The 24,674-nt window shown below is 53.7% G+C and carries 23 protein-coding genes; 11 read left to right on the top strand and 12 right to left on the bottom strand.

All coding sequences use genetic code 11. The features are described from left to right. The 4 genes from P8Z34_10115 to P8Z34_10100 all read right to left on the bottom strand — a co-directional run. On the bottom strand, positions 1–817 hold an 817-nt coding region (locus tag P8Z34_10115), incomplete at its 3' end, for a glycosyltransferase (GenBank protein MEJ2551027.1). A gap of 1 nt (position 818) precedes the next feature. Further along, on the bottom strand, positions 819–1,856 hold the full coding sequence (locus tag P8Z34_10110; GenBank protein ID MEJ2551026.1) for a flippase-like domain-containing protein: 1,038 nt from the start codon (positions 1,854–1,856) through the stop codon (positions 819–821). A 110-nt stretch (positions 1,857–1,966) separates the two neighbouring features. Beyond that, positions 1,967–2,980 carry a type I glyceraldehyde-3-phosphate dehydrogenase gene (gap, locus tag P8Z34_10105; GenBank protein ID MEJ2551025.1) on the bottom strand — a complete coding sequence of 338 codons (1,014 nt, stop codon included), beginning with the start codon at positions 2,978–2,980 and terminating at the stop codon, positions 1,967–1,969. A 140-nt stretch (positions 2,981–3,120) separates the two neighbouring features. After that, positions 3,121–3,498 carry an HPF/RaiA family ribosome-associated protein gene (locus P8Z34_10100; GenBank protein MEJ2551024.1) on the bottom strand — a complete coding sequence of 126 codons (378 nt, stop codon included), beginning with the start codon at positions 3,496–3,498 and terminating at the stop codon, positions 3,121–3,123. Between the two features lie 699 nt (positions 3,499–4,197). Between P8Z34_10100 and P8Z34_10095 the strand changes: the two genes are divergently transcribed. The 6 genes from P8Z34_10095 to P8Z34_10070 all read left to right on the top strand — a co-directional run bounded on the left by P8Z34_10095 (position 4,198) and on the right by P8Z34_10070 (position 10,572). Then, complete coding sequence (locus tag P8Z34_10095) at positions 4,198–4,572, top strand: hypothetical protein (protein MEJ2551023.1); 375 nt, start codon at positions 4,198–4,200, stop codon at positions 4,570–4,572. Positions 4,573–4,931: 359 nt separating this feature from the next. Beyond that, positions 4,932–5,897: a J domain-containing protein gene (locus P8Z34_10090; protein ID MEJ2551022.1), complete on the top strand. Its 966-nt coding sequence runs from the start codon at positions 4,932–4,934 to the stop codon at positions 5,895–5,897. A gap of 72 nt (positions 5,898–5,969) precedes the next feature. Beyond that, positions 5,970–6,347: a chaperone modulator CbpM gene (locus P8Z34_10085; protein ID MEJ2551021.1), complete on the top strand. Its 378-nt coding sequence runs from the start codon at positions 5,970–5,972 to the stop codon at positions 6,345–6,347. A 307-nt stretch (positions 6,348–6,654) separates the two neighbouring features. Then, positions 6,655–8,877: a response regulator gene (locus P8Z34_10080; protein ID MEJ2551020.1), complete on the top strand. Its 2,223-nt coding sequence runs from the start codon at positions 6,655–6,657 to the stop codon at positions 8,875–8,877. Positions 8,878–9,430: 553 nt separating this feature from the next. Beyond that, a complete protein-coding gene (locus P8Z34_10075) occupies positions 9,431–9,727 on the top strand; it encodes a YtxH domain-containing protein (GenBank protein ID MEJ2551019.1) in 297 nt (98 codons plus the stop codon). A 113-nt stretch (positions 9,728–9,840) separates the two neighbouring features. Then, entirely contained in the window at positions 9,841–10,572 is a 732-nt protein-coding gene (locus tag P8Z34_10070; GenBank protein ID MEJ2551018.1) for a DUF72 domain-containing protein, read from the top strand. A 286-nt stretch (positions 10,573–10,858) separates the two neighbouring features. On the opposite strand, the gene ligD (P8Z34_10065) is transcribed toward P8Z34_10070, so the two are convergent. From ligD (P8Z34_10065) to P8Z34_10035, 7 genes are all read right to left on the bottom strand, one after another. Next, on the bottom strand, positions 10,859–11,767 hold the full coding sequence (ligD, locus tag P8Z34_10065; GenBank protein ID MEJ2551017.1) for a non-homologous end-joining DNA ligase: 909 nt from the start codon (positions 11,765–11,767) through the stop codon (positions 10,859–10,861). Continuing rightward, entirely contained in the window at positions 11,764–12,714 is a 951-nt protein-coding gene (gene ligD / locus P8Z34_10060; protein MEJ2551016.1) for a non-homologous end-joining DNA ligase, read from the bottom strand. Before ligD (P8Z34_10060) ends, ligD (P8Z34_10065) begins: the two co-directional genes overlap by 4 nt. Positions 12,715–12,844: 130 nt before the next feature. Further along, positions 12,845–13,441: a DNA polymerase ligase N-terminal domain-containing protein gene (locus tag P8Z34_10055; GenBank protein MEJ2551015.1), complete on the bottom strand. Its 597-nt coding sequence runs from the start codon at positions 13,439–13,441 to the stop codon at positions 12,845–12,847. Between the two features lie 18 nt (positions 13,442–13,459). Continuing rightward, positions 13,460–14,248, bottom strand: a complete 789-nt coding sequence (locus tag P8Z34_10050) for a DNA-formamidopyrimidine glycosylase family protein (protein MEJ2551014.1) — start codon at positions 14,246–14,248, stop codon at positions 13,460–13,462. Positions 14,249–14,434: 186 nt separating this feature from the next. Then, entirely contained in the window at positions 14,435–15,658 is a 1,224-nt protein-coding gene (locus tag P8Z34_10045) for a trypsin-like peptidase domain-containing protein (protein ID MEJ2551013.1), read from the bottom strand. Positions 15,659–15,815: 157 nt separating this feature from the next. Continuing rightward, positions 15,816–17,024 carry a 2,3-bisphosphoglycerate-independent phosphoglycerate mutase gene (locus tag P8Z34_10040; GenBank protein ID MEJ2551012.1) on the bottom strand — a complete coding sequence of 403 codons (1,209 nt, stop codon included), beginning with the start codon at positions 17,022–17,024 and terminating at the stop codon, positions 15,816–15,818. Positions 17,025–17,241: 217 nt separating this feature from the next. Beyond that, complete coding sequence (locus tag P8Z34_10035) at positions 17,242–18,360, bottom strand: site-2 protease family protein (protein ID MEJ2551011.1); 1,119 nt, start codon at positions 18,358–18,360, stop codon at positions 17,242–17,244. Positions 18,361–18,830: 470 nt separating this feature from the next. Between P8Z34_10035 and P8Z34_10030 the strand changes: the two genes are divergently transcribed. The 5 genes from P8Z34_10030 to P8Z34_10010 all read left to right on the top strand — a co-directional run bounded on the left by P8Z34_10030 (position 18,831) and on the right by P8Z34_10010 (position 24,108). Continuing rightward, complete coding sequence (locus tag P8Z34_10030; GenBank protein MEJ2551010.1) at positions 18,831–19,493, top strand: PRC-barrel domain-containing protein; 663 nt, start codon at positions 18,831–18,833, stop codon at positions 19,491–19,493. 325 nt (positions 19,494–19,818) lie between these two features. After that, on the top strand, positions 19,819–21,708 hold the full coding sequence (gene dnaK / locus P8Z34_10025; protein ID MEJ2551009.1) for a molecular chaperone DnaK: 1,890 nt from the start codon (positions 19,819–19,821) through the stop codon (positions 21,706–21,708). 111 nt (positions 21,709–21,819) lie between these two features. Beyond that, on the top strand, positions 21,820–22,401 hold the full coding sequence (locus P8Z34_10020; GenBank protein MEJ2551008.1) for a nucleotide exchange factor GrpE: 582 nt from the start codon (positions 21,820–21,822) through the stop codon (positions 22,399–22,401). Between the two features lie 174 nt (positions 22,402–22,575). Beyond that, entirely contained in the window at positions 22,576–22,899 is a 324-nt protein-coding gene (locus P8Z34_10015; GenBank protein ID MEJ2551007.1) for a YtxH domain-containing protein, read from the top strand. 33 nt (positions 22,900–22,932) lie between these two features. After that, entirely contained in the window at positions 22,933–24,108 is a 1,176-nt protein-coding gene (locus P8Z34_10010) for an FAD-dependent oxidoreductase (protein ID MEJ2551006.1), read from the top strand. A 160-nt stretch (positions 24,109–24,268) separates the two neighbouring features. Here the strand turns inward: P8Z34_10010 and P8Z34_10005 are convergent. Next, the coding region (locus P8Z34_10005; GenBank protein ID MEJ2551005.1) for a plastocyanin/azurin family copper-binding protein at positions 24,269–24,674 on the bottom strand (406 nt) is incomplete at its 5' end.

The raw sequence follows: 24,674 nt of genomic DNA, 5'->3' as shown, positions 1-24,674 counted from the left end.
CGAAACCGAGAAAGTGAACGCAGCCATTGAGCCCGAGCCGGTCGACGAGCGCTTCTAGTTTGGGGCGATAGTCTCCACGTCCCACGATGAGAAGATGTGCGTTTGCTTCCCGCCAGATACGCGGCATGGCACGGATCAACAAGTCGATCTCCTTGTCCTTCGCAAGCCGGCCAACGAAGAGAATGCGGGGACCATCCGGCAGCGCATATTTTTCCTCCAGGCCCCGGCAATCGTCCGGTCCCGGATGGTAGCGGTTGGTATCGACACCGTTGGAGATGACGGTGGAGTCAGGCTTGAGCCCCTCCTCGATGAACGCCTCCTGTTGGCTTTCGGTTGGGAAGGTGACGTGGTCGAATCTGTTGATCATGTGGATGGAATATTCCCAGGTAAGAGTCTCGATTAAATTCTCGAGACTGTCGCCCCAGTTTAAAAAGTGCGTAACGAATCGCGGTACGTAATGGCAGGTGAGCACTTCCGGCACTTGGATTTTGTTATTCATGCGGACCAACTGCAGACTGAAGAATCCACTGTCGTGCGTATTGATCACGTCTGGTTTGAACTCTTGCGTAAAGTGTTCAAGCTCACCCTTGAGGATAATCGGCAGTGGACCTTCGTGCCAGAAAGGGTTGGTCGTCGAGCGTACGCGGATCAACTTAACCCCCTGGTCTTCGTCTCGGTAACCGACTTCGCGGTCGCTGGCCGTGATAACGCACACTTCGTGCCCGCGTCGTACCATGGCACGCGCGATTTTTTGCACCACGAGCGTTACGCCGCTGATGGTCGGAGGATAGCCGTGACTGAGCATCATGATGCGCATGTTATCCCTCCACCTCTGGAACAACCTCCCGGTCTTCTTTCGTGTGAAGAAGCCAGTAGGTCAACACAAGGCTGACGATGTACGGGAGGATGTAATAGACAACGCGGAACAATATCGACGCCAGGATGGCTTGTTCGAATGTCGACCCCAGCAGGGTGAAAATCCCGGCCATGGAGCCTTCCTGGATCCCCAGTCCGCCCGGGATCATGGACAGCACTCCGGAGACGATGCCGATCACAAAGCCCGCAATCAGATCGCCAAAATTCAGGAGATAACCCAAAGCATAGAAGCAGAACCACAGCGCGGCCGCGCTCATGAGCCAATCGCCAAAAATCAGACCCAAAATACGGAACGTTTTTTGCGGTTGACTGCGCAGCTCGCTTACGCCGCGCGTGAAACTGTTGTTGATCTGGTCGATTTCTGCTTCGACGTCTTTCTTGAAGATCCTGTGGGTGAGGCGCGAAATCGCCCGCATGATCGGTTTTCGCTTCTCCGGTACGAAGAATAAGATGCTGCCGACGACGAAGAACGTGACGGCCAGGAACGTGACGATGCTGATGATGATCGCCGTGCCCGGCGGAACGGAGGCATGCAGGATGAAATAGATCAATCCAAGCGGCAGCATTCCCAACATGATCAGACTGGTGAGGTAGAAATGAATGACGGAAGTCGTGATGACATCCTTGATGCCCACGCCGGGGCCTTTCATCAAAAGGTAGCGCAGCGAATTCCCAGCCAACCCGCCGGTGGTAAACAAGTGATTGAGCGCCGTGGTTGTGAACCCGATCTCCGTCAATCTGCGGGTGTTGATGGGAATCCCGAGCATGCGGTTGACGCGTGCAAAACTGTAGCTGGTCAGGAAATACGAAAGAACCATGAAGATGACGGCGATGGGCAGCCACCCCCAGTGCGCCTGCTGCAGCACCTGCAGTATTTTGTTCCCATCCGAGAATATGGCGATACCGCCGAAAATGGTGAGCAGCCCAAGAATGAGCAGGGCAATGTTTTTTAAAGAGAGTGATGACCGGATGACTTGCATAATTGAAATTAACAATCCTTTCTTTGTGGCTCGAGGCCGTTTCGTCGAAATTCTGACGTGAAATTGGTTCGTTGAATCGACTTATGCGATCGTCCAGAACCAGCGTAGGTTTAAACGCCGCCTTTCGATTCCGAGATGATCCGTACTGCTTCCTTTACCATCTGACTCGTATAGCCCCACTCATTATCGTACCAGGCCATGACCTTTACGAGATCCCCGTCCACCACCTGCGTCATGCGCAGATCGACGACGGAGGCGCGCGGATCCTGAAGGATATCCGAGGAGACCAGGGGGTCGTCGGTCGCACCGAGGATGTCGCGGTACTTAGCGGTCTCTGCTTCATCACGGAAGATCGAGTTTACTTCTTCAACCGTAGTCTGCTGTTTGGTGAGCATGGTGATGTCTGCGATGGAACCTGAAAGAACCGGGCCGCGGACAGCGACACCGTCGAATTTACCCTCCAGCACGGGCAATACCTTTGTGGTGGCGATCGCTGCGCCGGTCGATGTGGGGACGAAGTTCGCCGCGCCGGCGCGCCCTCTACGGATTTTCTTGCTCGGCCCATCGACGAGGGATTGCGAGGCCGTGTATGCGTGAATGGTGGTCATCAGAGCTTTTTGTATACCCAGACGGCGATCGATCACTTCCACGACGGGGGTGATGGCGTTGGTCGTACAGCTTGCACAGGAAAGGATATGTACTCCTGCGCCGTCTGCTTTGTTGACGCCGTGGACGACGGTGGGCACGCCACTGCCTTTCGCCGGTGCAGATAAGATGACCGTCGACGCGCCTGCTTCGATGTGTTTCTTCAAGTCTTCTTCCTTGCGGAAAACACCGCTGCATTCGAATACCAGATCGATCCCGAGTTCGCGCCAGGGGAGCTGCGCCGGATCCTTTTGACTCAGATAAGGAATTTGTTTGCCATCGATGGTTAGATGGTCTTTCGCAGCTTCTACGGTCTTGGGATAACGTCCGTAGACCGTGTCGTATTTCAACAAGTAGGCAATATTATCGATGGGCACGATGTCGTTTACCGCACCGACTTCCAATTCCTTGGTTTCCAGCAGGATTTTCAACGCCGCACGGCCGATCCTGCCCAGGCCGTTGATTGCAACTTTCGTCATGATTTCCTCCTCCGAGGACAAAGCAGCTGGTTCGATCTCACCTCGTGATGTATCCCGATCTTTCACGTGCAGCGTCGATCAAGTTCTTGTTCGGGGTAGGCGATGTCGAATCCCCGCCCGCCGGTAGGGTCGGTTTCAGTCTATTCTCCTTCCTCCAAAACGGGTGGTAGATTCTGACTGGAATCAAGGTCGTGGCGCTTCCAGGATTCGCCTCGCTTCTCCCGCTTTTCCCGAACTTGACGTTCGATAGCGCGCATGGCGCCGCTGACCGCAGCTTCAGGTGAGTCGGATTTTTCATCTGCGTACACATTCTCGGGCCGCATGTACACCACGATGCTGGCGCGGAACAAATAAGGCGTCACACCGTGCGCCGGCTGACTCAGCGTGACCGAAGCGCCGGTCATGTCCTGATGGTCTTGTGCCAATTCCAGCAGGGATTGTTTGATTTCCTGCCTCAGCCCGTGTGGAAAGTCAGGCACCTCCATGTTGAATTCAATGGGCAGATTAATGGTTCGCATGTCTTTTCTCACTTCCTTAATCTCTTCGAGATCGATCCTTTCAGACGCCAGTACCAACGAACAGAATAGGTAGGGCGCTCATCGTGCATCTCGTAGATCGAATGAAGTTTTTTGATTCTTCGCCTGCAGCAACCATGCATTTTTCATTCTTGAAAGGTGCCATGAGTGTTAGTGAATTAAAACAGATCGTTCTCTAATTTGAAGAGATGAACGACCCTCACGGCCACAGGGAAGATATCGTTGAAATTTACTTCTTCTCCCATCTCCTTAGGCAGCACAAAAGCGTGACGTAAAAACCAGAATTCTCTACATCATTCTTTCGATCAAGCCAGATTCTTCACTCCTTATATGGACATAATTTATTCCCCCACTCTAACGAATTGGATACCGCGCTCGGGCAGTTCTTACAAAACGTTCTCGAATGGAAACCCCGCCGTGGAACGCAATGACTTGACTCTTCCAAATGGCAAAGGGTGACAGGGCCGTAAGAAATGCTGCCGTATCGTAAGAATTTGTTTAGAAATCGCACCTAACGTTGAAGCACCTCAGAATAACTGTTAGCGGTTTCGCGTCTTTTGGAACAGAGCGAGCAGGAATTTCACTTAGTAGAAAGTGAGGATCACATTTTTGGAGGGATTCGGGTGAGTCGGATGTCGTTTTGTATTTCTTTTCGTCGATGGGGAGAATGATGAGGTTTACATGAAAGGTAGTATTTTGCTGCAGGAATCAGATTCGGACCTGCGTAAGGTTCTGGCCTTGTACCTGGAAAATCTGGACTGGCGCGTGCTTCAATCGAAGACGAAGAAATTCGCCGTGCAGCTTTTAGAGAAAGAGAATCCAACGATTCTAATTACCGAGCTGGATCCGGCAGAGTCGAAGCCGGACGATCTCATCAAATGCTTTCGGGCGGTGAATAAAGTTCGTGCGGTATCGATCTTGATCCTCACTACTTTTGAACATCTGGGAAAAGAGATCGTGCGTCAATATCGTCCCGATGCGATCCTGCACAAGCCCTTTGACGTCCGTACCGTAGGACGAAAAATCGAGCGCTTGTTGGATGGAGGCGGCGCATGATCCATTTTAACTGCCGCAATTGCGATGATCGAGGTGTGATTTTCGCATCGGCCTCCGATTAGCGCATATTCTAATACGTATCTTAGATATAGCGGTTAGTATTCAAGTATCGGCAGACATCATTTCTACCAGTTAGTGGGCGGAGTACCAAACCGCCCACTTCTAGTGAATGTGAACTCTGGTGGAAGGCGGAGCAGATAAGGGATGATGTTATGAAATCACCCGGGATTTCAACGTCCATGTAAAAGGAGCCCGAGTGAGCTCGTTACGGGAGGAAAGAATGATCGGTGCGTGTGCCGTGTGACATTGGCTGGCAGGGCTGCGGAAGTCGAATTTCGTTCGAATAGGGCAAAACCAAAATGGAATATAAAGATTATTACAAGATACTTGGAGTCAAGAAGGACGCCTCGGAGGATGATATCAAAAAAGCCTTCCGCAAACTGGCGCGCAAACATCACCCGGACCTCAATCCGGGAGACGCATCCGCAGCAGAACGTTTTAAAGAAATCAACGAGGCTTACGAGGTACTTTCCGATCCGGAGAAACGGGAAAAGTACGATCGCTTCGGTTCGCAGTGGAAACAATACCAGCAGGCGGGAGGTCGAGCCGAAGACTTCGACTGGGGTCGCTGGACGGCCCAGCCGGGCGGTCAACGTGTGTATACCCGCCAGGTGAGTCCGGAGGAATTCGAAGGCATGTTCGGCGGCGGATTGGGCGGGTTTTCGGATTTTTTCGAGACCTTGTTCGGCGGCGCGGGACGCGCCGGATCCGGAAGTTTCAGGCAGCGTGAATACGCACCCCGGCCGCGTCAAGGCCGGGATATCGAATATCCTGTGCGTATCCAATTGGAAGAGGCCTTCCGGGGAACGACGCGAATCATCGAGTGGGAAGATGGACGCAGGATCGAAGCGAAAATCCCACCTGGTGTTCGAACCGGCTCCCGGGTTAGGTTGAGCGGACAAGGTCAACCGGGCGCGAACGGCGCCCGGCCTGGTGATCTTTACGTACGCGTCGAAGTCGAACCCCATTCTCGTTTCCAACGTCAGGGGGACGATCTGAAAATGATCGTTCCGGTGGATTTGTACACGGCTCTTCTTGGAGGCGAGGTGCGCGTTTCGGGAATCGATCGCTCGGTCGATCTGACCATTCCACCGGAGACTCAGAATGGCAAAGCCTTTCGACTTAAAAATCTGGGCATGCCCACCCTCGGCAATCCCCAACGACGGGGCGATTTGTATGTCACCGTCGAAGTCGAGCTGCCGAAGAACTTGAGCCGCAAGGAAAAAGAACTTGTACGTGAATGGAAAGACATACGAAAGAGCTAGCGACGAGGTCCGAACCACGCCAATCGTAAGCAGCAGCAGTGGTCGGTTTGCAGACCCAGCGGAGGCAGATTGATGAAAAGTGGCCGAAGCAGCGACATACCGGACGAAAAGTCCCTTTATTCACAAGAGACGGCAGCCCGCATGGCCCACGTATCGATCGAATTTTTAGTTCAATGCGAGCGGGAAGAGTTAGTTGAACCGCGCAGGAAATCGTCCCATGAGATGGGATTCAACCGCAGCGACGTATCTCGCCTGGCTCGGATTCGAAGGCTGCATGATGACCTGGATCTGGAATTTCCGGCGATCGACATTGTGCTGCGGATGAGACGTCAAATGTTGGACTTGCTCAACCAGTTGGATGATATGGAGCTGGCGATGGCGGAGCGTGAGGAGGAGTTGTTCGCTGAGATTCGAGCGCTGCGACAAAGGGTTGCAGAGGACGTTGAGTAGCCATAGATACCGTGGCATATAAATATCGGATAAGGATCGTTCGGTGAAAATCATCGATGGTTAGAATGAGCGGTCTTGTTCTACGATGATCCGTCGTATCGTAATGATACAATTTAGTAAACACGCATCGTTTCGATCGTGTCAAGGATTTCCCAATCCGCGTCGGCAATCTTTATAATTTTAGCCCAAGGGATTTCAAGAAGGATTTTCCGCACGTCACTGTCAGCTGGATCAGGATAAAATGTAAGGGGGCAAAGATGTGTCGCAATAAATTCGCTGTCGATTGTACTTTTCAACGGAGGACTGCGTGAGCAAGCAGAAGGTGGCAACTCAGACAGAGTTTGAAAGAGAGTCAGCCAAGGATGAAGGATTCTTCCGGGGCTATTTCGAATTTTCTCCGTTACCGGGTGCCGTCATCGGGCTCAATGGGGATTGCTTGCTCGTCAATCAGGCCTTCAAGATCCATTTCGAGGATTTACAGGACGATAAGCCCTGCGCTCCGAAGCAGATCATGGATTACTTCGAGAACCAGCAGAAAGCAAATGAGCTGCTCGAGGAAATCGCGGAGAAAAAGGTCGTCCGTCGCAGGGAAGTCCGCATGCTCAACGGACATGGACGTCGCTTGAACATCCTTCTTTCCGGCCGCTCCCTGCAATACGATCAGCAACCTGCCGTCGAGCTGCTTCTCATGGACATTACTCACCAGAAACGCATCGAGCGGAAGCTGCGGCATGAAAAACTGCGCCGGAATTCTTTTATTGAAAGCCTCATTGTCGGGGTGTTCATGGTCAATCCGGATGGAAATCTTTCCACGACAAATCTGCAATTGTCCAATTTGTTGGGATTTGAGGAAGGCAGCATGTTGGGCAAACCATATCAGGAATTGTTCGGACTGATTTTGGAGCATGCGCTGGAGGCTGAGGTCGTCCAACAAGCGCTGAGCGGTGCGGTCATCACTGTGACGGAGAAGCCCGTCATCGACATCAAAACTAATGGAGACACTCCCCGGTATTTCGAATTGAGTTTCTTTCCGATCTGGGATGAGGAAGGTAATACTTTGGGTTGGGGAGGCGTGCTCCAGGATGTGACCGACGAACGGGAGCGCACGCTTTGGAAATTGGAGCTGCTATCGATTCTGGCGCACGATATCCGCTCGCCGTTGGCGACTCTTAAAGGACAGGTAACCGCGCTGCTGGCAAATTTCCAACTCTGGGGAGAAGAAATGGTCGAGGATTTCCTGGAGGGAATCAACCGCAGCACGGATAAATTGATCCATCAAATCGACCGCAGCTTGGCACTCACCCGAGTGGAAACCGGGCGGCTGGGATTGCGTCCCGAGTCGTGTACGGCGACGTCGATCATTCAGAACACGTTGGATCGGGTGGAGGGTATCTTGACGGAGCACAATGTGGAAGTGGATGTGCCTGACGACCTTCCCAATCTACGCGCCGATCCGGCCAGGGTCGAAGAATTGCTCATCAATCTACTCGAAAATGCAGTGCGTTATGCTCCCCCCGATTCTCCGATCCTGATCCAGGTACGACCGTCCGGGAACATGATGCAGTTTTCGGTTCGAGATCACGGTCCGGGTGTGCCGGCGGAAAAGCGGAAGCAGATTTTTGAAAAATACGTCGGTGAAGGCTCGGAGGGTAAAAGCAGCGGGCTCGGACTCTACATTTGTCGAAGCATTGTGGAGGGCCACGGCGGAAAAATGTGGGTCGAAACGCCGCCGGTCGAGGATGGTACGGGGGCGCGTTTTGTCTTTACAATTCCGATCATGCCGGATATCGAGGTGAGTCCGAAAACGCAAGATAAGAAGCCGCTCATGAAGCTGGAAGCCGATGCGGGAATGAACGTCCTCATTGTCGAAGACGAACCGGATTTTCAGGTCCTCTTGCGTACGATTTTAGATGAAGCGGGGTTTCAAGTGGAAGTGGCGCCGGATGGCAAGACAGCCTTGGACGTCGTTCAAGTCTCCCCTCCCGATTTAATTCTCTTGGACTGGGTGCTGCCGGGAATGGATGGCCTCAACGTTTGCCGCAACATCCGCCGCTGGACACGTGCTCCGATCATCATGGTCACCTCAAAGACTTCCCAGGAAGATTTGATCCGGGCGCTCGATGCGGGCGCCGACGACTACGTCACCAAACCTTTCCGGACACCGGAGCTGCTGGCGCGCATCCATTCCGTCGCCCGCCGTAGGGAGAATTGGGCGGAAGAAGAGCCGGATCGGTTTAGCGAAGGCGGCCTTACCGTAGATTATGAGACCAAGGAGGCCTGGGTGCGCGGGGAGAAATTGGAACTGACGCCGACCGAATTGGATTTACTCATTTACATGACGCGCAACCGGGGCCAGGTGTTAACGTATGATCTCCTGCTGGCACATCTCTACGGAACGGAAAAGGACGCCAGTCCGCATAACCTTTTCGTTCACGTCAGCCGCTTGAGGAAAAAGATCGAACCCGATCCGGACAATCCTCAATTTATCGTAACCCGTTGGGGTCTGGGGTACGTTTTCATGCCGAACTGAATCCGCAGCGCCGCTCCGTCTTCCAGCATATTGGAAGAATTTCTGCGTATCAATACGGATTGTTATCTCTCGTATCGTAGTTATGCACGGTTTCCTTTCATGATCCTCCAAGGTCATCGACGCCGGCCAGTAGATCAATGTGATGTAGGCGGATGGGCTGGAGAATGCCCCTCGAGCTCGCAAGCCGTGAAACGATTTCGATACCGTCGCCCGCACAGCGAACTCAGCAGATCGAGCCGGCCGTGATCTATACGCTGAACGACCGCCCGGCATGCGTTGAATAATTTACGGACAGCATCACGCGGCGGGGTCTTCCTCGACCGGCGGGTAGGGGTCAAGTGTTTTTCGGGATTTCCCTGAAGGATCGGTTTCTGGGAATGGGGGATAAGAACGTATGCTTCGAGAGACTCTCGCAAGAAAATCGAACGGACCTGAGAGAAAAAGGTGATTTTCAGCTGCTAGATTATTAACTGCAGGAAAAAAATGAGAAGACAACGATATGTTGCTAGAAAGGCGGAAATTCGTGATGGTAGAAGATGAGGAGGTGATTCAAATGGATACGAATCATCGAAGCGGCAAATTTGGTGCGTTCTTCCTCGGAACGATCGTCGGAGCATTGATCGCCTCGACTACTGCACTGTTGTTCGCTCCACAATCGGGTGAATTGACTCAGCAGCAGATCAAAGATCGAGCGATCACCTTACGAACTGAGGCCGAGGGGAGAATCGAACAAGGCAGGCAGTCAGCAGAAGCTGCGGTAAAGAAGGCGCGTTCGTCCGTAGCGGATTTGCTGAAACAAGGCGCCACGGCACTCGATCAGCGAGCTGAAGATATTCGCGCCGAAGAGTAGTTCCAACAAACACAATTGAAGCGCTGCAATCCCTGGGATGAAATCCGATCCCAGGGGTTGCATTCTAGTGATTCGCGGTATGACGGGAAAGAAAAGCGCAGTGTATTTTACAGATGAGCATGGATGAGGTCCACATCGGAACTTCGGGTTGGAATTACAAGCATTGGCAGCCGATTTTCTATCCGCAGGATTTACGCCATAAAGACTGGCTTAATTTCTTTCAACAACATTTCGATACCGTCGAGATCAATAATACTTTCTACCATTTGCCCAAGGAAAACACATTTCAGCGTTGGAGGGAACAAGCCCCAGACGGCTTTCTCTATGCCGTGAAAGCCAATCGTTTCATCACGCACATGAAGAAGCTGAAGGACTGTTCTTCTGCGCTCGAGAATTTTATCGGGCGCGTGAAACTGTTGAAGGAAAATCTGGGACCGATACTGTGGCAGCTGCCGCCGCACTGGCATGTAAATCTCGAGCGTTTGGAAGCCTTCGTAGATCTGCTTCCAAAAGACCTGCGCCATGTATTCGAGTTCCGGGACGCGGACTGGTTTCGTGAGGAGACTCGAAACATTCTGGAGCGGCACGGTTTGATATTCTGCATCCACGACAAACAAGGCCTCGATTGTCCGCAGTGGGTAACGGCCGGCAGCGTTTATCTTCGTTTCCACGGAAGTGAAGGGAATTATGGCGGTAAGTACGGACCTGAGTGCTTACACCCCTGGGCCGAACGTATTCGTACATGGATGGACGAAGGGCGTTCGATTTTTGCTTATTTCAATAACGACGTTTCAGGATACGCTTTGGAAGATGCGAGGACGTTGCTCGATCTTCTAAAGTCGTAAGTGATAATCGGCCCACACCGACCTCGCTTGGACTGTTGTCCGCCGATGAAGAGGTGGGGAGTGATCTCGTTGAAACGCCGTATCGGCGCACCTCGGATCAAACGCAAAATAAGCTCCAAAGTCCACGCGTAGGCATGTTTCAGTCCTCGGTCGAAGAGAAGGTCTTTGAAATATAACGGCCACTTTTTGAAGACGGTCAATATTTCGAAACGGGAAGATTGCCTGCGTTTCGCATCGTGCTGTTACTCATTCAGACTCACCGTGGCCTCGTACTCCATATCATGGGCTACGTATCGTTCAATGATTTGCGGATCGATTTCAGGGATTGGGCATGTCGGGCAATGTCCCGCCACGGATCGGATTTCTGCCCCAGGCGGCGGAAGATATTCTCCATATGGAAACTTCGTGCGCGGAGATCCCGATCTTGTAGTTCGTCCCAGTCCAAGGGCGTCGCTACGGGTGCGCCGGGCAGCGCTCGGAGGGCGTACGGCGTTACGGCGGTCTGTGCGTAAGCGTTGCGCATGGTGTCCAGGAATAGGCGATCCTCTCGTTTTTCTTTGCGGATTTCGGTCGTCAGACGCTGTGGATAGCGCTGTGCGAGATGACGGGCGATTTCCTCCGCCGTATCACGCACTTCATCGAAAGACGCAGCCCGATCGAGCGGCACGAGGACGTGCAGGCCCCGCGAGCCCGTGGTCATCACGTGACTGTCGATCTCGTTTTCTCGAAAGAAATCATGCAAACGCTGGGCGGCAAATCGCACCGGTTCGAAATCGTCCCTGGGTGGGTCGAGATCGAAGATCATCAAATCGGGTTGATCGAGCTTATCCGAGCGGCTCAACCAGCGGTGCAGGGTGATGCACCCCAGGTTGGCCAGATACAGCAGCGCGGCTTCGTTTTGACATACCACCTGATCTTGCGTTTGCCCATCCTCTTTGACTTCCACCGAGGACCGACCAATCCAATCCGGGAAATACTTCGGGACTTCCTTTTGGAAAAAACCTTCCACCTCGATTCCGTCCGGGAAGCGCTGCATGCTGATCGGTCGGTCCTGGAGATACGGCAGGATGGTCTTGGAGATTTTCTGGTAATACCCGGCGACGTCCGCTTTGGTGATTCCGTCCTTCGGAAACAACACTTTATCCGGATGGGATATTTCCACATCGATGCCGTTTGCCGGGATCGTGATAGTCATGACTGCGGTTCCTCTTTTCTGACCGATCGGGGTTCCTTGTCTTCCCGCAAGCCCAGGAAACGCGGCTGCCTCAATCTTCCGTAATCCGTCCATTCCTCGAATCCCACCTGCGCGACGAGTTCGGGCTTGACCCAATGGACGTTTTTCTCTGAAACATGCGCGTCTGCCGAGAACGGCGCTTCATCCGTCACCATATCCGCAAGCATGGTTTTCATCCTGCGCAGCGTTTCATCGTCGAAACCGGTGCCGACCTTGCCGGCGTACTGCAGCCGGCCGTCATCGTAGTAGCCGACGAGCAGCGCGCCGAGACCGATGCGTTTGCCCTGCGGCTCCGTGAAGCCTGCGATCACGAATTCCTGTTCCTGCACGCATTTGAATTTGAGCCAACGTCTAGAGCGGCCACGTTGATACGGGCTTTCAGCGTCTTTGGCGATGATCCCTTCCCAGCCTTTCTGACAGGCCGCTCGAAAATACTTTTCACCGTCTTGATTCCGATGCGGCGTATATCTCAACCTGTCCTGGTAACTGATGGCGGATTTGAGAATTGATTTGCGCTTACGCTGGGGGATCTGCGTCAGATCATAACCATCCAGGTAGAGGATATCGAAGAGATAGTAATACACACCAACGCCGCTCCTGCGCGCTTGCTGAGGATCCTGGATGTGCATTCGGTCTTGAAGTAGAGAGAAACTTGTGACGTTTCCTTCGAAGGCGACTACTTCTCCATCCACGACGATCGCTTCAGGCAGGTTTTGGGTAATCGCCTCCACGAGATCGGGGTAATGAACGTTCAGTGCTTTCTGGTTGCGTGAGAGCAGCCGGACGCTGTCACCTTCTTTAAAAGTCAGGCAGCGCTCCCCGTCGAATTTTCGCTCGTATATCCAATCCGGATCGGAGAACGGCTCACCGGTAAGCGTGGCCAACATGGGTTCCATCCAGTTTGGCATGTCTCTTTTCTGCAGTCGCGCTTGTATTTCTTTTGGCAGTTTCTTTAATTCTTCATGCATGTTTTTGTTCACTTCCCGTGCTGCGAGATACGTTCGGATGTGAGGGGGAATTCCACGACGGGATGAATAATCAACTTTCGTTCCGAATTTCCTCCATCGTGCGTCCGCTGAGCGCGGACTTGTTCTCTGTGCTGGTGGGATTGCGCCGCGCATCAGCTTCTTCATCGTCCATCTTGATCAACAGCCAGCGCGCCTTGTCGTCGCCGCCCGTGCGAATCAGCGCATATCCACCTTGAAGTTTCTTCCCCTGCAGCCAGATTTCGACTTTACCTTGATCGAGGGCTTCGGCCATCGAGGCGCCGTCGCCTTCCTTTTCCGCTCGTAAATTGCGGTAAGGCCCTGTGTCCCACACCATCACGGTGCCTCCGCCGTATTCACCCTCAGGGATGACCCCTTCGAAATCGGCATAATCCATCGGATGATCTTCCGTCGGCAGGGCCAACCGTTTTACGCTAGGATCGGTAGAAGGCCCTTTGGGTACTGCCCAGGATTTCAGCACGGAACCCACTTCCAGACGAAAATCGTAATGCAAGCTGCTGGCATCGTGTTTCTGGATCACGAACAGCGGTTTTTCCGCTCGCTCTCTGCTGCTTCCCTGGGGTTCTGGCGATTTGCGGAAATCTCGCTTCCGTTTGTATTCCTTCAACGAATCATCGCTTTTCGTCATACTGATACCCTTCATGTTTCATAGCGGCTGACAATTCGGACAATAGTAGGCGGACCGCCCGGAGACCTTTATATTTCTCACTTCGCCGCCGCATTGCGGACAATGTCCGCCTTCATGCCGCTGTGGAATGAGCCAGGAATCCGGGAATCTATCGGGGTCGGCGTTCCTGTCGATGGCCGTCCGCAGCACGTACCCGGTTTTGGTGAAGATCGTCTTCAAAACGCCGTCGTCGAGTTCATCTATCGATTTTTTCGGATGGACCTCGGCCTGGTAAAGAATTTCGTCGGAATACGTGTTTCCAATTCCGGCCACGATCTTCTGATTCATCAGCACGGATTTGGCCATGCCCTTGCGCCCCTCGAGCACGTGTTGGAAACTTCCGAAATCGGGAATGCCCTCGAGCGCGTCCGGCCCCAATTTTTTCTCTTGTACGAATGCTTCGACGCTGGGTACGCATTGAACCGCGCCGAGCTTTCGGGGCATGACGAGCGCGAGGTGGTAGTTATTGGTGAATTCGATCAGGAACCTGGTGTATTCGGGCTCGTCGGCCTGATCTTTGTAATACTTCAAGCTTCCCGTCATGCCAAAATGCAGCGCCAGGAAGTCTCCGTCGTCCAATGCGGCGAAGATGTACTTCCCGCGGCGTCTCGTCGAATCGAAGGCGTGTCCTTTCAGGCATTGCTCCATCGACCGGGGAGCCGTTTCGAGGATGTACGTGCTGCGCGGATCGACACTGCGGATCTTTTGATGCAGGGCAGTGGCGTCCACGTAGCGGCGAAAGATTTCAACCTCCGGTAATTCGGGCACTCACTCATCCTTACGGGTTTTTCATTCCGGAGCACTGCGCAAGTCATACTGCGGAAGAACCCATTCCGGCATCTTGCACCTTTACAAAACGGCCGCCTTCAAATCATCCACGCAAACCGTTCGCTGCGCCGGGTTGTCTTTCCCGAATATCCATTGCGCGCATCGAATAGGCCGCGGCGAGAAAGACTATGGGCGCGGCGCCAGCACGACGTCGATTTCCATTTCGTTGCCGCCGCGCAGGACGGTCAATTTCACCTCGTCGCCGGGCTGTTTGTACGCGATCTCCACCAACAAGTCGCTGAAGCTGTTCACCGCCTTGCCGTCGACGGCGGTGATCACGTCTCCTCCGACGGGGACGTCCAACGAGTCGACCGTCTTGGTTCCCGTGCTTCCCCGGAGGCCTGCACTTGCAGCCGGTCCCGCGGGATCGACGTCGGTGATGTAGGCGCCCAACTCCGCCTGGATGTCGTTGGCCTGCCGCAGAATTAGCGAAAGGTCCGTTCCTGTTACACCCAACCATGGCCAGACGTATTCCTTGTTTTCGATCAACGAGGGCGCCACGAGCCGCACGATGTTCGACGGGATCGCAAAACCGACGCCGGCGTTTGCGCTGACGCCTCCTGTGGCGATCTGAGCGTTGACCCCAATGACTTGACCCTCGAGATTGAGCAGCGGACCTCCCGAATTGCCCGGGTTGATCGCCGCATCGGTCTGGATGGCCTGCGGGATCGAAAATGGAGTGGATCCCGCGCTTATCGTCCGTCCAACCGCGCTGACGATCCCTGTGGTCATGCTGCTTTGCTGGCCGAAGGGGTTGCCGATGGCGACCACCCATTCCCCGACTTCTGCCTTATCCGAATCTCCCAGGGCCAGCGGAATCACGCCGTCCGGTAGCTGTTCGGCCTGGATCACCGCAATGTCGCTGTAGGGGTCGGTGCCGACGACTTCTGCTGCAACCTCCACCCCGTTGTAGAAAATGACGGATATCGTGTTCGCCGATTCGACGACATGATTGTTGGTGATGATATGACCCGTATCGTCGAGTACGAAACCTGATCCAGCGCCTTCTTCGATCGTCCCTCCCTGCGTTATGAAGATCCTGATGTTAACAACACCCGGCCCGTACGCACTATAAAATCCCACCAACGAAGGCAGTCCCGTATTGGTTTGGAACGTGGGCTCCTGTGTGGCGGGCATTTCAGTGAACGTAGGAGCGACAAGGGGTACAGTTTGTTGGGTCGATTCCGGGGTTGTACCCTGCAGCTGTTCTACAAGGCGGTCATAAATCCTGGGTCCCAGCGTAAACGGTGCCACGATCGCAACAACAAGAAGGAGAATGCATCCGCAGCCCAAGGTTGCGACGAGTGCAAATCTCCTGTTTCCGGCGTTTGATTGATTTTGATCATTCATGTGTCACCTCCCTACGCGCTTTATATCCTCAATTCAAATTACAGCTCGTTAACGAATAAGTCCGCTATCGCTGCACTTAAATTGGAATGCAGCATCGGTCTTCGATGAATTCCGGACTCGCTCTCGCGCCTGCGGTGTTCCTCCGGTCGGCGTGCTGTCAAGCACCGAATTTTTCCAGACGCAGCGCGTTTGCCATCACCAGCGGAAGCAGATCGGTTGCCGGGAAACGGGGTCCCAGACCGCCCTGCATACAAGCTCGTTCTCCAAATTGCGCCACGTTATCCTGGCGGCAGTGCTTCGACCATAAAAGCGTTGGGACCGGATGCCAGCTGTGATGCTTCAGCAGGGCAGGGGTCGAATGATCGCCGGTAACGATCAGCACATCCGGGTCGAGCTCGATCAGGCTGGGGATCTGCCGATCGACCTCCTCGATCAAGGACACCTTGCGTTCGAAATCACCGTCCTCACCGGCGCTGTCGGTGTGTTTGACGTGTACGTAGAAAAAATCAAAATCCCGCCAACGATCACGCACGACCTGAAATTCCCTTTCCACGTCGTCGACCGCCTGAAGGGCTTCCATGCCCACCAGTTTGGCCACCCCGCGATACATGGGATAACCGGCGATGGCGGCGGCCCGCAGGCCGTAGATTTGCTCGAATGAGGGCCAATCGGGTTTCTTTGCAAATCCCCGCATCAGCAGCATGTTGGCCGGATGATGTCCGGCCAGAATCGTCCCGGCTTGCTCCAGAAAATTCTTTACGAGGTCGGCTGTTTTGCGCGACTCCGTCGTGAGTGCCTCCGGTTCAAGCGGCTTTGCGCCAATTTCCTCCGGATCGGTATCTGCGATGTCGGCATTCAAATCCTTTCCGCGCAGGACCAGGACGATGCGATGCTCTTTCACGGTCTCGACGAAGAGTTCGACGCCCGGCAGTTCGATCTCACGCAGCAAGGCGCAGAGTTCCCGGTTTTTCTCGGTGGGTATACGCCCGGCACGGCGGTCTGTTACGAGGCCGTTTTCGTCGATGCTGCAGAAGTTGCCGCGGGCAGCCACGTCCGAATTTCTGAGGTCGAAATCGATGCCCAATGCAGAGAGTACACCCCGGCCGACCTGGTAGCGTAAAGCATCGTAGCCGAACAGGGCAAGATGGGAAGGACCACTTCCGGGCGTTATCCCCGGTCTGACGGGGACGTGCAGACCACACAAGCCGTGCTTGGCGAGATCGTCGAAGTTCGGCGTGCGTGCTTTTTCCAGCTCCGTCGGTCCACCGGGTTGAATGGGTAAACCGCCCAAACCATCCATCACCAGCAGGATAATCTTGGTATCTTCGTGCTTTTTCAACTCTCGAATAAAATCAAAGTCCATCATTGTTCGAGCCTCCTGGCTGATTCCCGTCCCGACAAATATTGTCTGGATTCGCCTCCCCTGGATTCCCTCGCCAGCGAACGATCTCAGCCTCTTCAACGATCCGCCAGACTGGATTTGAAGTGCGGATTATGGTTTGCCCGAGCGATCGGTCCACGCAATTCCGTTCGACCGATCGCTCGGGATGATTTCTCGGTGGACTTTACGTCCAGTTCTCTCGTTATAGCTTGGCTGCGGTATTGTGCAGTTGAAGCCATCGAATGATGTCCCTGCGGCGCAGCAAGCCGAGCATGTGTGTGCCCTCTATTACGGGCAGTTGACGGATGTCCTGCTCCTGAAGCTTGGTTAATGCATCCGCAACGTCATCTTTCGCCGATACAGCTACGATTTTTTCCTTGGGTGTCATGATGTCGGCTACCGTTTTGGAATCCCACATATCGCGGGACACGCCGCGTACGTCATCCAGCGTAACCATGCCGACAAGTGTTTCTCCATCAAGTACAGGGAAAGCGTGATCGTCGCTCTTCATGATGTGGTCGTGTACGAGCGTGCTGATGGAGATGTCTTTTGCGACCGTAGGCGCGTCGTCGCGCATGATGCTCGTTACGGGGACGTCCTCCAGAATATCTTGAAGGAGTATCTGCTCGTAGCTGCGTACTGCAGCACTATGCAAGAACCAACCGATGAAGGCAAGCCACAGGCCGCTGATGATCCCGGATCCCAACAAAGGGATTTGAAATCCGAAGATCATGGCAAACCCGGCCGCAATCATCAGCCAGGCGATCAGTTGCCCGAGATAGGAAGCCCAACGTGTTGCTTTGCGCAAGTTGTCGGTTATTGCCCAGAGGATAGAGCGCACGAGACGGCCGCCGTCCAGGGGGAAACCCGGCACAAGGTTGAACAATCCCAACACAACGTTGACCGGCCCAAGCCACAGCAGCAAGGTCGGAAGGGGTCCCAGTTGACTGATGTAGTTCAGGTTCGTGCTGCTCGAAGATAGCAGCGTTTGCAGAGGGACGCCTGCAATGAAGATGAACAAAATCCCGAGTACGATACTCGTGAGCGGCCCTACGATGGTCAGTAAGAACTCCGAGGTAGGGTTGGGGGGTTCACGCTGGATGTTGGACACGCCGCCGAAGAGGAAGAGTGTGATGCTTCGGACGGGAACTCCCTGGCTGCGAGCGACGAGGGAATGCGCCAGTTCATGCGCAAGTACAGAGGCGAAGAAGACCACCGCGGCTGCGATCGCCGTCCCCCAGCGCAGCACAAGACTCCAATTTTGATGGATGCTGCCGAAGCCCGATGCCAGATTCCAGGTGATGAGGAAAAAAATAAGCATCAAACTCCAATCGATACGTATTTCTATGCCGAAAAACCGGCCAAGAAGAAAGCCACTTTTCATGATCGAATTCCTTTCTGATTTGTTCCCATCCCCCAGGATTACGGATTTCATTCCGCGTAAGGGACGGTGCTAACTCTAGATGGGTCTTTTGCACGGGTATGGTAATAGGGTGAGGTTACGATTCTGTATCGCCAAAAGCAGAATCTCTCCAAATTCTATCCGCCCGCACTATCAAGTCTGCTTGCCTCGCGCGTGCTGGGACATTGTTCCCCGGGTCGATCTCGTGTTTCAAGGACAGTATTCGTATCCCCTTTCCAGGCACAATTGCTTCACATCGATAGCAGGTTGTAACAAATATGCGCTCTTTGTAAGCGTTTCTTGATAAGTACCTGGGATAAATAATGCTAGCTGTGGAGAAATCCACGCGCGTTTAAAAATTTATATATTTCTGTAGAAGGAGGTTCTTGATGAGAATCGATAAAGGCGAGCAGGTTTTGACAGCAGATGGTGAAGTTGTTGGAGATGTGGAGCGCGTCGTACTCGATCCGAAAACGAAGGAGGTCACGCACATCGTTGTGACGGAAAGCCGTTTGTTCAACGAGGACCGGGTGATTCCAATAAGCATGGTGGAGTCCAGCTACGACAATACGATGAAGCTGCGGAAAGCGCCGATAGACTTTGATGCCTTTCCTATCTACGAAGAAACACATTACGTCCCTATGAGTAAGAAGGATTTGCCCGACTCGCGGTGGAAAATACATGAGAATTTTTCTCTTTTCCCCTATCCACCTCTCACCGGAATAAGTATGGACAACCAAGGTGAATTTCAGGACCTCCTCGTTAAGGAGACCGTGGAAAACATTCCTGAAGGGTCGTTGGCATTGTGCGAAGGTGCGCTCGTCAGGGATGTCGATGGCAAACCCTTCGGTAAAGCCGAACGTGTTCTCACGGACGCGGAAGGAAATCACATAACGCACTTCATTGTGTCCAGAGGATTCATTTTCAAGAAAAGAATCCTCGTTCCTTATGAATGGGCGATGAGTATTACGGAAGACGAGATCCGGTTGGCGATGGGCCCGACAATTCTTAATAATCTACCCGCGTTCAGACCGGATGGATCATCCAAATAAATTGCTCCGGAACCCGTCGTTCATGTGAAGTGGGTGGAGGGCAGGACGAATTCCTGGAATCTGCAGCACCAAGCGGGGTGGTCGGGGCTCGTTACAGCATTATTGGGAGCGGGGCTGCCGCGCACGACGATTCGACGATGAGTGCACGACAGGAATTCGGGAGATCGAAAGAAAATATTGAGAATTCGCGGGACGCTGCAACTTGCTATTGATAAATCCGTCTTATTCTCAATATAAGGAATAAGTCTATCGTCCGTACGTAATCCCTCACTCGAATTGAGCAGTCTGGGCGTTACGGACGGAGTGACTGGGAGGTTTGAATAAGATGTCAAAAATAATTGGAATTGATTTGGGAACGACGAACAGCGCTGCAGCCGTCATGGAAGGCGGCGAAGCGGTAGTCATTCCCACCGCCGAGGGCGGAAGGCTGTGTCCCTCCGTCGTGGCGTTTACCAAAGAGGGTGAGCGCCTCGTCGGTCAGACCGCCAAACGACAGGCGGTAGTGAATTCGGACAACACCGTGTATTCCATCAAGCGTTTTATTGGCCGCCGTTTCGACGAGACCAAGGTCGAACGCGAAATGGTCTCCTATGAAGTTGTCAAGGGGCCAAGCGATGACGTACGGGTACGGATACCGGTCAAGGGCGAGGATTACACGCCGCAGGAAATTTCGGCCATGATCCTGGCCAAGTTGAAGAAAGACGCGGAGGCCTACCTTGGTGAGCCGGTCAATCAAGCCGTGATCACCGTTCCGGCGTATTTCAACGACTCGCAGCGTCAGGCGACCAAGGACGCCGGGAAAATCGCCGGCCTGGAGGTCGAGCGAATCATCAACGAGCCGACCGCCGCAGCCCTTGCTTACGGCCTGGATAAAGATAAGGACGAAGTAATTCTCGTCTTCGATTTGGGCGGCGGCACGTTCGACGTCAGTCTGCTGGAAGTTGGAGACAACATCGTTCAGGTGAAAGCTACAAACGGCGACACGCACCTGGGTGGAGATGACTGGGATCAACGTCTCTTGAACTGGATCGCCGATGAGTACATGCGCGAGCAGGGCATCAACCTGCGGGAAGACAAGCAGGCGCTGCAGCGGTTGCGGGAAGCGGCGGAGAACGCCAAGGTGGAGTTGTCCAGCCGCACGGAAACGGAAATCAATCTGCCGTTTATCACGGCCGACGCTTCCGGTCCGAAACATCTACAGATGAAAATAACGCGTGCGAAATTCGAGCAGCTTACAGAGGATTTGCTCGAACGGGTCAAGGGACCTTTCGAAGCCGTTCTCAAGGACGGTGGCATAGACATTTCTGAGGTCGACGAGGTGGTGCTCGTCGGCGGCGCAACGCGAATGCCCATGGTGCAAAATCTGGTGCGTGAACGCACCGGAAAGGAACCCCACAAGGGCGTCAACCCGGATGAGGTGGTCGCCGTGGGCGCTGCAATTCAAGCCGGCGTTTTGGGCGGCGAGGTGAGCGATGTGCTCCTCTTGGACGTAACCCCGCTTTCCCTGGGCGTCGAAACACTCGGCGGCGTGATGACGACTTTAATCGAGCGCAACACGACCATTCCGGTCCGCAAGACAGAAACCTTTTCGACGGCCGAAGACAACCAGACCGCCGTAGACATTCACGTGCTGCAGGGCGAACGCCCGATGGCGAAAGACAACATGACGTTGGGCAACTTCCGCTTGGAAGGAATTCCGCCCTCGCCAAGAGGCGTACCGCAGGTCGAAGTGAGCTTCGATATCGATGCCAACGGCATTTTGGACGTGACTGCGAAAGACAAGGCCACGGGTAAAGAACAGTCCGTGCGCATCACGGCCACGACCAACTTGAGCGATGCGGATATCGAGGACATGGTGAAAGCCGCCAAACAACACGAAGCGGAAGACCGCAGGCAGCAGGAACTCGCCCAGGCACGAAACGCTGGCGATACGATGGCTTACCAGGCGGAAAAGGCTTTGCGTGAATTGGGCGATAAAGTTCCCGCCGACGACCGCAAGCAGATCGAGGAGAAAATCAAACAGCTTCGTTCCGCACTCGAAGGCAGCGACTTGAATCAGATCAAGCGTCTCACCGAAGAAGTGCAGCAGGCCAGCTATGCGTTGAGCCAACAACTGTATCAGTCTCAATCGCAGCCGCAGGCCGGCTCTTCAGAGACCCAAAAACCGGGTCCGGATGATGAGGGCGTCGTCGAAGGTGAATTCAAAGAGGTGTAATGATTTGCTCGTGGCGTAGTAGAACGTCCGTGGAGCTGGGTTTCCACAAGACGGCGAGAACCAACTGTGGGCGGCTTCGTTGTCCGCCCACAGCGGATAGGAGTGAACCACATGAAACGAATAGAAACGCGAGGCAATGAAACGCCGCGCAGGAAGTCCAACGGGAAATCCATCGATCGTCCATCCGCAGAAGATCAATTCCCGGAAGTATCTGATCAACTCGCAGACGAACAATCTGAACCCGAAATGGATGTGCGTCTGGTGGAGGATGTCGACGAGTGGAAAGACAAGTATCTACGGCTGTTCGCAGATCTGGAAAATACCAAGAAAAGGTTTTCGAAAAGATTCGATGTTGATCTCGAGGAAGCGGTACGCTCCATACTGCTCGATTTACTCCCCGTGGCCGATGACATAGAACGGATCATCCTCTACGCGCGCAAAATCGAGGATGAAGAACTCGAACGAGGATTGACGATCACATTAAAATCGTTTCTCCGTGCGATGGGGAAACACGGCGTATATCCCTTGAAAGCAAAAGGCGAACCGTTTGATCCTGCTCTTCACGATGCGATCGGTGCAATGTCGACCCGTCATCAGGAGCCGGGTACAGTGTTGAAGGTCGAACAGACGGGATATCTTATGGATGGCAAAGTCCTGCGTCCTGCCAAGGTCATTGTCGCCGAGGAGGGTTGATATTTAATAGCGGTGGAAGAACCAAGACACGAATCAGCTACTGCAGAATGGAAAATCGAACGGGTAAAGAGAGATCGGAAAGAATTACGCCCATCGATGAAAGCATTCTGCGAACAACATGCAGCACATTCGTAAGCCAAGAAGAGAAATGTGAGGCATAGACAGAGGAATACGATGGATTACGAGGAACGAAAGACATTTTTCAGCGGATTGCTGATCGGTACATTGGCCGGAGCGATCATTTCCGGGGTTTCTGCACTGCTGCTCGCTCCCCATTCCGGGAAGACCACGCGCAAGTTGATCCGCACGAAAGGTGAGGCCTTGAGATCGGATGCTGAACATCGGGTCAAAGATGCCATCCAGGACGTGGAAGAGTCACTCGATCGGGCCAACGAAGCCTTCGCCAATTGGATCGACAAAGGAAATCAGGCGGTTAAAACGCTGCGAAAACCTTCCGCGATGGCAGGACGAGTGGCGGAGAAGGTTCTGAAGAAGTAATTTCGGGGAGAGCCAAATAACAGAGGTTGAGAGATGCATGAGTACCGATACTTGATCGTCGGCGGCGGGATGGCCGCGGATGCGGCCGCAAAAGGGATTCGCAGCCGGGACAGCGAAGCGTCCATTGGCTTGATCGGCAAGGAAAGCGATCCGCCGTACGACCGTCCACCGCTGACGAAAGGGTTATGGAAGGGCAAGGATCTCGACAGCATCTGGCGCAACACTGCAGAGAGGGGCGTCGATCTGTATCTCGGTCGCGAGGCAACTCGACTCGAACCGGACCGGCATCGAGTCATCGACGATGCGGGGAACGAGTATGGTTACCAGAAGTTATTGTTGGCGACGGGTGGTCGGCCGAGGCGATTGCCTTTTGGGGAGCAGGATGTAATTTACTACCGTTATGCCAAGGATTTCCGGCATCTTCACAGGTTGGCGCAATCGCATTCCAGGTTTGCCGTCATCGGGGGTGGTTTTATTGGTTCTGAGATCGCGGCCGCCCTGGCGATGAACGGGAAACAGGTCACGCAGTTGTTTCCCGATATCGGAATTGGCGGTTTGCATTTCCCCCCGGATTTAGCCCAGTATATGAACGAATACTTTCGGCAGAAAGGTGTGCGGGTGCTGCAAGGCCGATTGGTTGAGGGGATCGATCGGGATGACGATCAGTTGGTTTTACACACCAATCGCGGTGAGGATTTGTCGGCTTCATCGGTGCTGGCAGGGATCGGAATTGTACCCAATACGAGGATGGCAGAGGAAGCCGGGTTGGATGTGAGCGACGGCATCGAAGTGAACACGAAGCTGCAGACATCGCATGAAGATGTATACGCTGCGGGAGATGTGGCTCGTTTCTACAACGCTGGCCTGGGAAAGTCCCTGCGTGTGGAGCACGAAGACAATGCCCTGACCATGGGGGAGATGGCCGGAGCAGCCATGGCCGGCGAGAAGATCGATTACGATTACCTGCCGTATTTTTACTCCGACCTTTTCGATGTCGGCTATGAGGCCATCGGTGAACTCAATCCTGATTTGCAGCTCTTCAGCGATTGGCAGGAACCCTATCGTAAGGGCGTCGTGTATTATCTCGATCAGGGGCGGGTACGAGGTGTCTTGCTGTGGAACGTCTGGGACAAGGTCGATGATGCCCGCCGCTTGATCTATGAACCCGGTCCGTTCAAGGAAGCAGATCTCCGGGGCCGGATCCAGTAGATTTATCCGGTCTCAGCGAGAATGTTGATTCGATTGCCTCAAATTAAAAGGACTGGCTCGTAATTTTACGAGCAGCCCTTTTTTATTCGCTGTCTAATTTCGTTTAACGCGAATAGCTGTAAGAGAAGTGGTTCGACCGGCCGCTGATTTTTCTCAACGATCAACCGCCGTCGGCTGCCGTGACGGTCAGCGTTCCCTTCATTCCTTGGGCGAGATGTCCAGGGAAGCTGCATACCACTTGATAATCTCCAGGTTCGGATGGCGCCGTGAATGTAAACGTGTCGTTTTCACCCGGCTTGAGCACGAAGGCAAACAATTCATGGGTTTCGTCTTCGCTGTTGAAAGGCGCTTCGGCGGTGTATCCGAATTCCATCAGCACCCAGTTGTGGTTTGCTCTACCGTCGTTCGATAATTGCAAGGTAACTTGCGATCCTGCTGGGACGCTGTAGGTGTTCGGTGTGAACTTGAATTCCGTCATGCTCACGGTCAAGACGGGTCCCGATCCCGCTTCTGCGCTCGTGTCTCCCGGGGACGTGGAAGTCGCAGACTGTGCGCAAGCGCCGATG

Source organism: Anaerolineales bacterium (assembly GCA_037382465.1).
Classification (GTDB): Bacteria; Chloroflexota; Anaerolineae; order Anaerolineales; family E44-bin32; genus WVZH01.
Note: the sequence above shows the minus strand (reverse complement) of the source record. Positions and strands in the feature narration are given on the sequence as shown.

Bases quoted from the DNA above. Each gene is read 5' to 3' on its own strand.
- P8Z34_10110 (MEJ2551026.1), bottom strand. From the start codon at position 1,856: ATGCAAGTCATCCGGTCATCACTCTCTTTAAAAAACATTGCCCTGCTC.
- gap (MEJ2551025.1), bottom strand. From the start codon at position 2,980: ATGACGAAAGTTGCAATCAACGGCCTGGGCAGGATCGGCCGTGCGGCG.
- P8Z34_10100 (MEJ2551024.1), bottom strand. From the start codon at position 3,498: ATGCGAACCATTAATCTGCCCATTGAATTCAACATGGAGGTGCCTGAC.
- P8Z34_10095 (MEJ2551023.1), top strand. From the start codon at position 4,198: ATGAAAGGTAGTATTTTGCTGCAGGAATCAGATTCGGACCTGCGTAAG.
- P8Z34_10090 (MEJ2551022.1), top strand. From the start codon at position 4,932: ATGGAATATAAAGATTATTACAAGATACTTGGAGTCAAGAAGGACGCC.
- P8Z34_10085 (MEJ2551021.1), top strand. From the start codon at position 5,970: ATGAAAAGTGGCCGAAGCAGCGACATACCGGACGAAAAGTCCCTTTAT.
- P8Z34_10075 (MEJ2551019.1), top strand. From the start codon at position 9,431: ATGGATACGAATCATCGAAGCGGCAAATTTGGTGCGTTCTTCCTCGGA.
- P8Z34_10070 (MEJ2551018.1), top strand. From the start codon at position 9,841: ATGAGCATGGATGAGGTCCACATCGGAACTTCGGGTTGGAATTACAAG.
- ligD (MEJ2551017.1), bottom strand. From the start codon at position 11,767: ATGACTATCACGATCCCGGCAAACGGCATCGATGTGGAAATATCCCAT.
- ligD (MEJ2551016.1), bottom strand. From the start codon at position 12,714: ATGCCAAACTGGATGGAACCCATGTTGGCCACGCTTACCGGTGAGCCG.
- P8Z34_10055 (MEJ2551015.1), bottom strand. From the start codon at position 13,441: ATGACGAAAAGCGATGATTCGTTGAAGGAATACAAACGGAAGCGAGAT.
- P8Z34_10045 (MEJ2551013.1), bottom strand. From the start codon at position 15,658: ATGAATGATCAAAATCAATCAAACGCCGGAAACAGGAGATTTGCACTC.
- P8Z34_10040 (MEJ2551012.1), bottom strand. From the start codon at position 17,024: ATGATGGACTTTGATTTTATTCGAGAGTTGAAAAAGCACGAAGATACC.
- P8Z34_10035 (MEJ2551011.1), bottom strand. From the start codon at position 18,360: ATGCTTATTTTTTTCCTCATCACCTGGAATCTGGCATCGGGCTTCGGC.
- P8Z34_10030 (MEJ2551010.1), top strand. From the start codon at position 18,831: ATGAGAATCGATAAAGGCGAGCAGGTTTTGACAGCAGATGGTGAAGTT.
- dnaK (MEJ2551009.1), top strand. From the start codon at position 19,819: ATGTCAAAAATAATTGGAATTGATTTGGGAACGACGAACAGCGCTGCA.
- P8Z34_10020 (MEJ2551008.1), top strand. From the start codon at position 21,820: ATGAAACGAATAGAAACGCGAGGCAATGAAACGCCGCGCAGGAAGTCC.
- P8Z34_10015 (MEJ2551007.1), top strand. From the start codon at position 22,576: ATGGATTACGAGGAACGAAAGACATTTTTCAGCGGATTGCTGATCGGT.
- P8Z34_10010 (MEJ2551006.1), top strand. From the start codon at position 22,933: ATGCATGAGTACCGATACTTGATCGTCGGCGGCGGGATGGCCGCGGAT.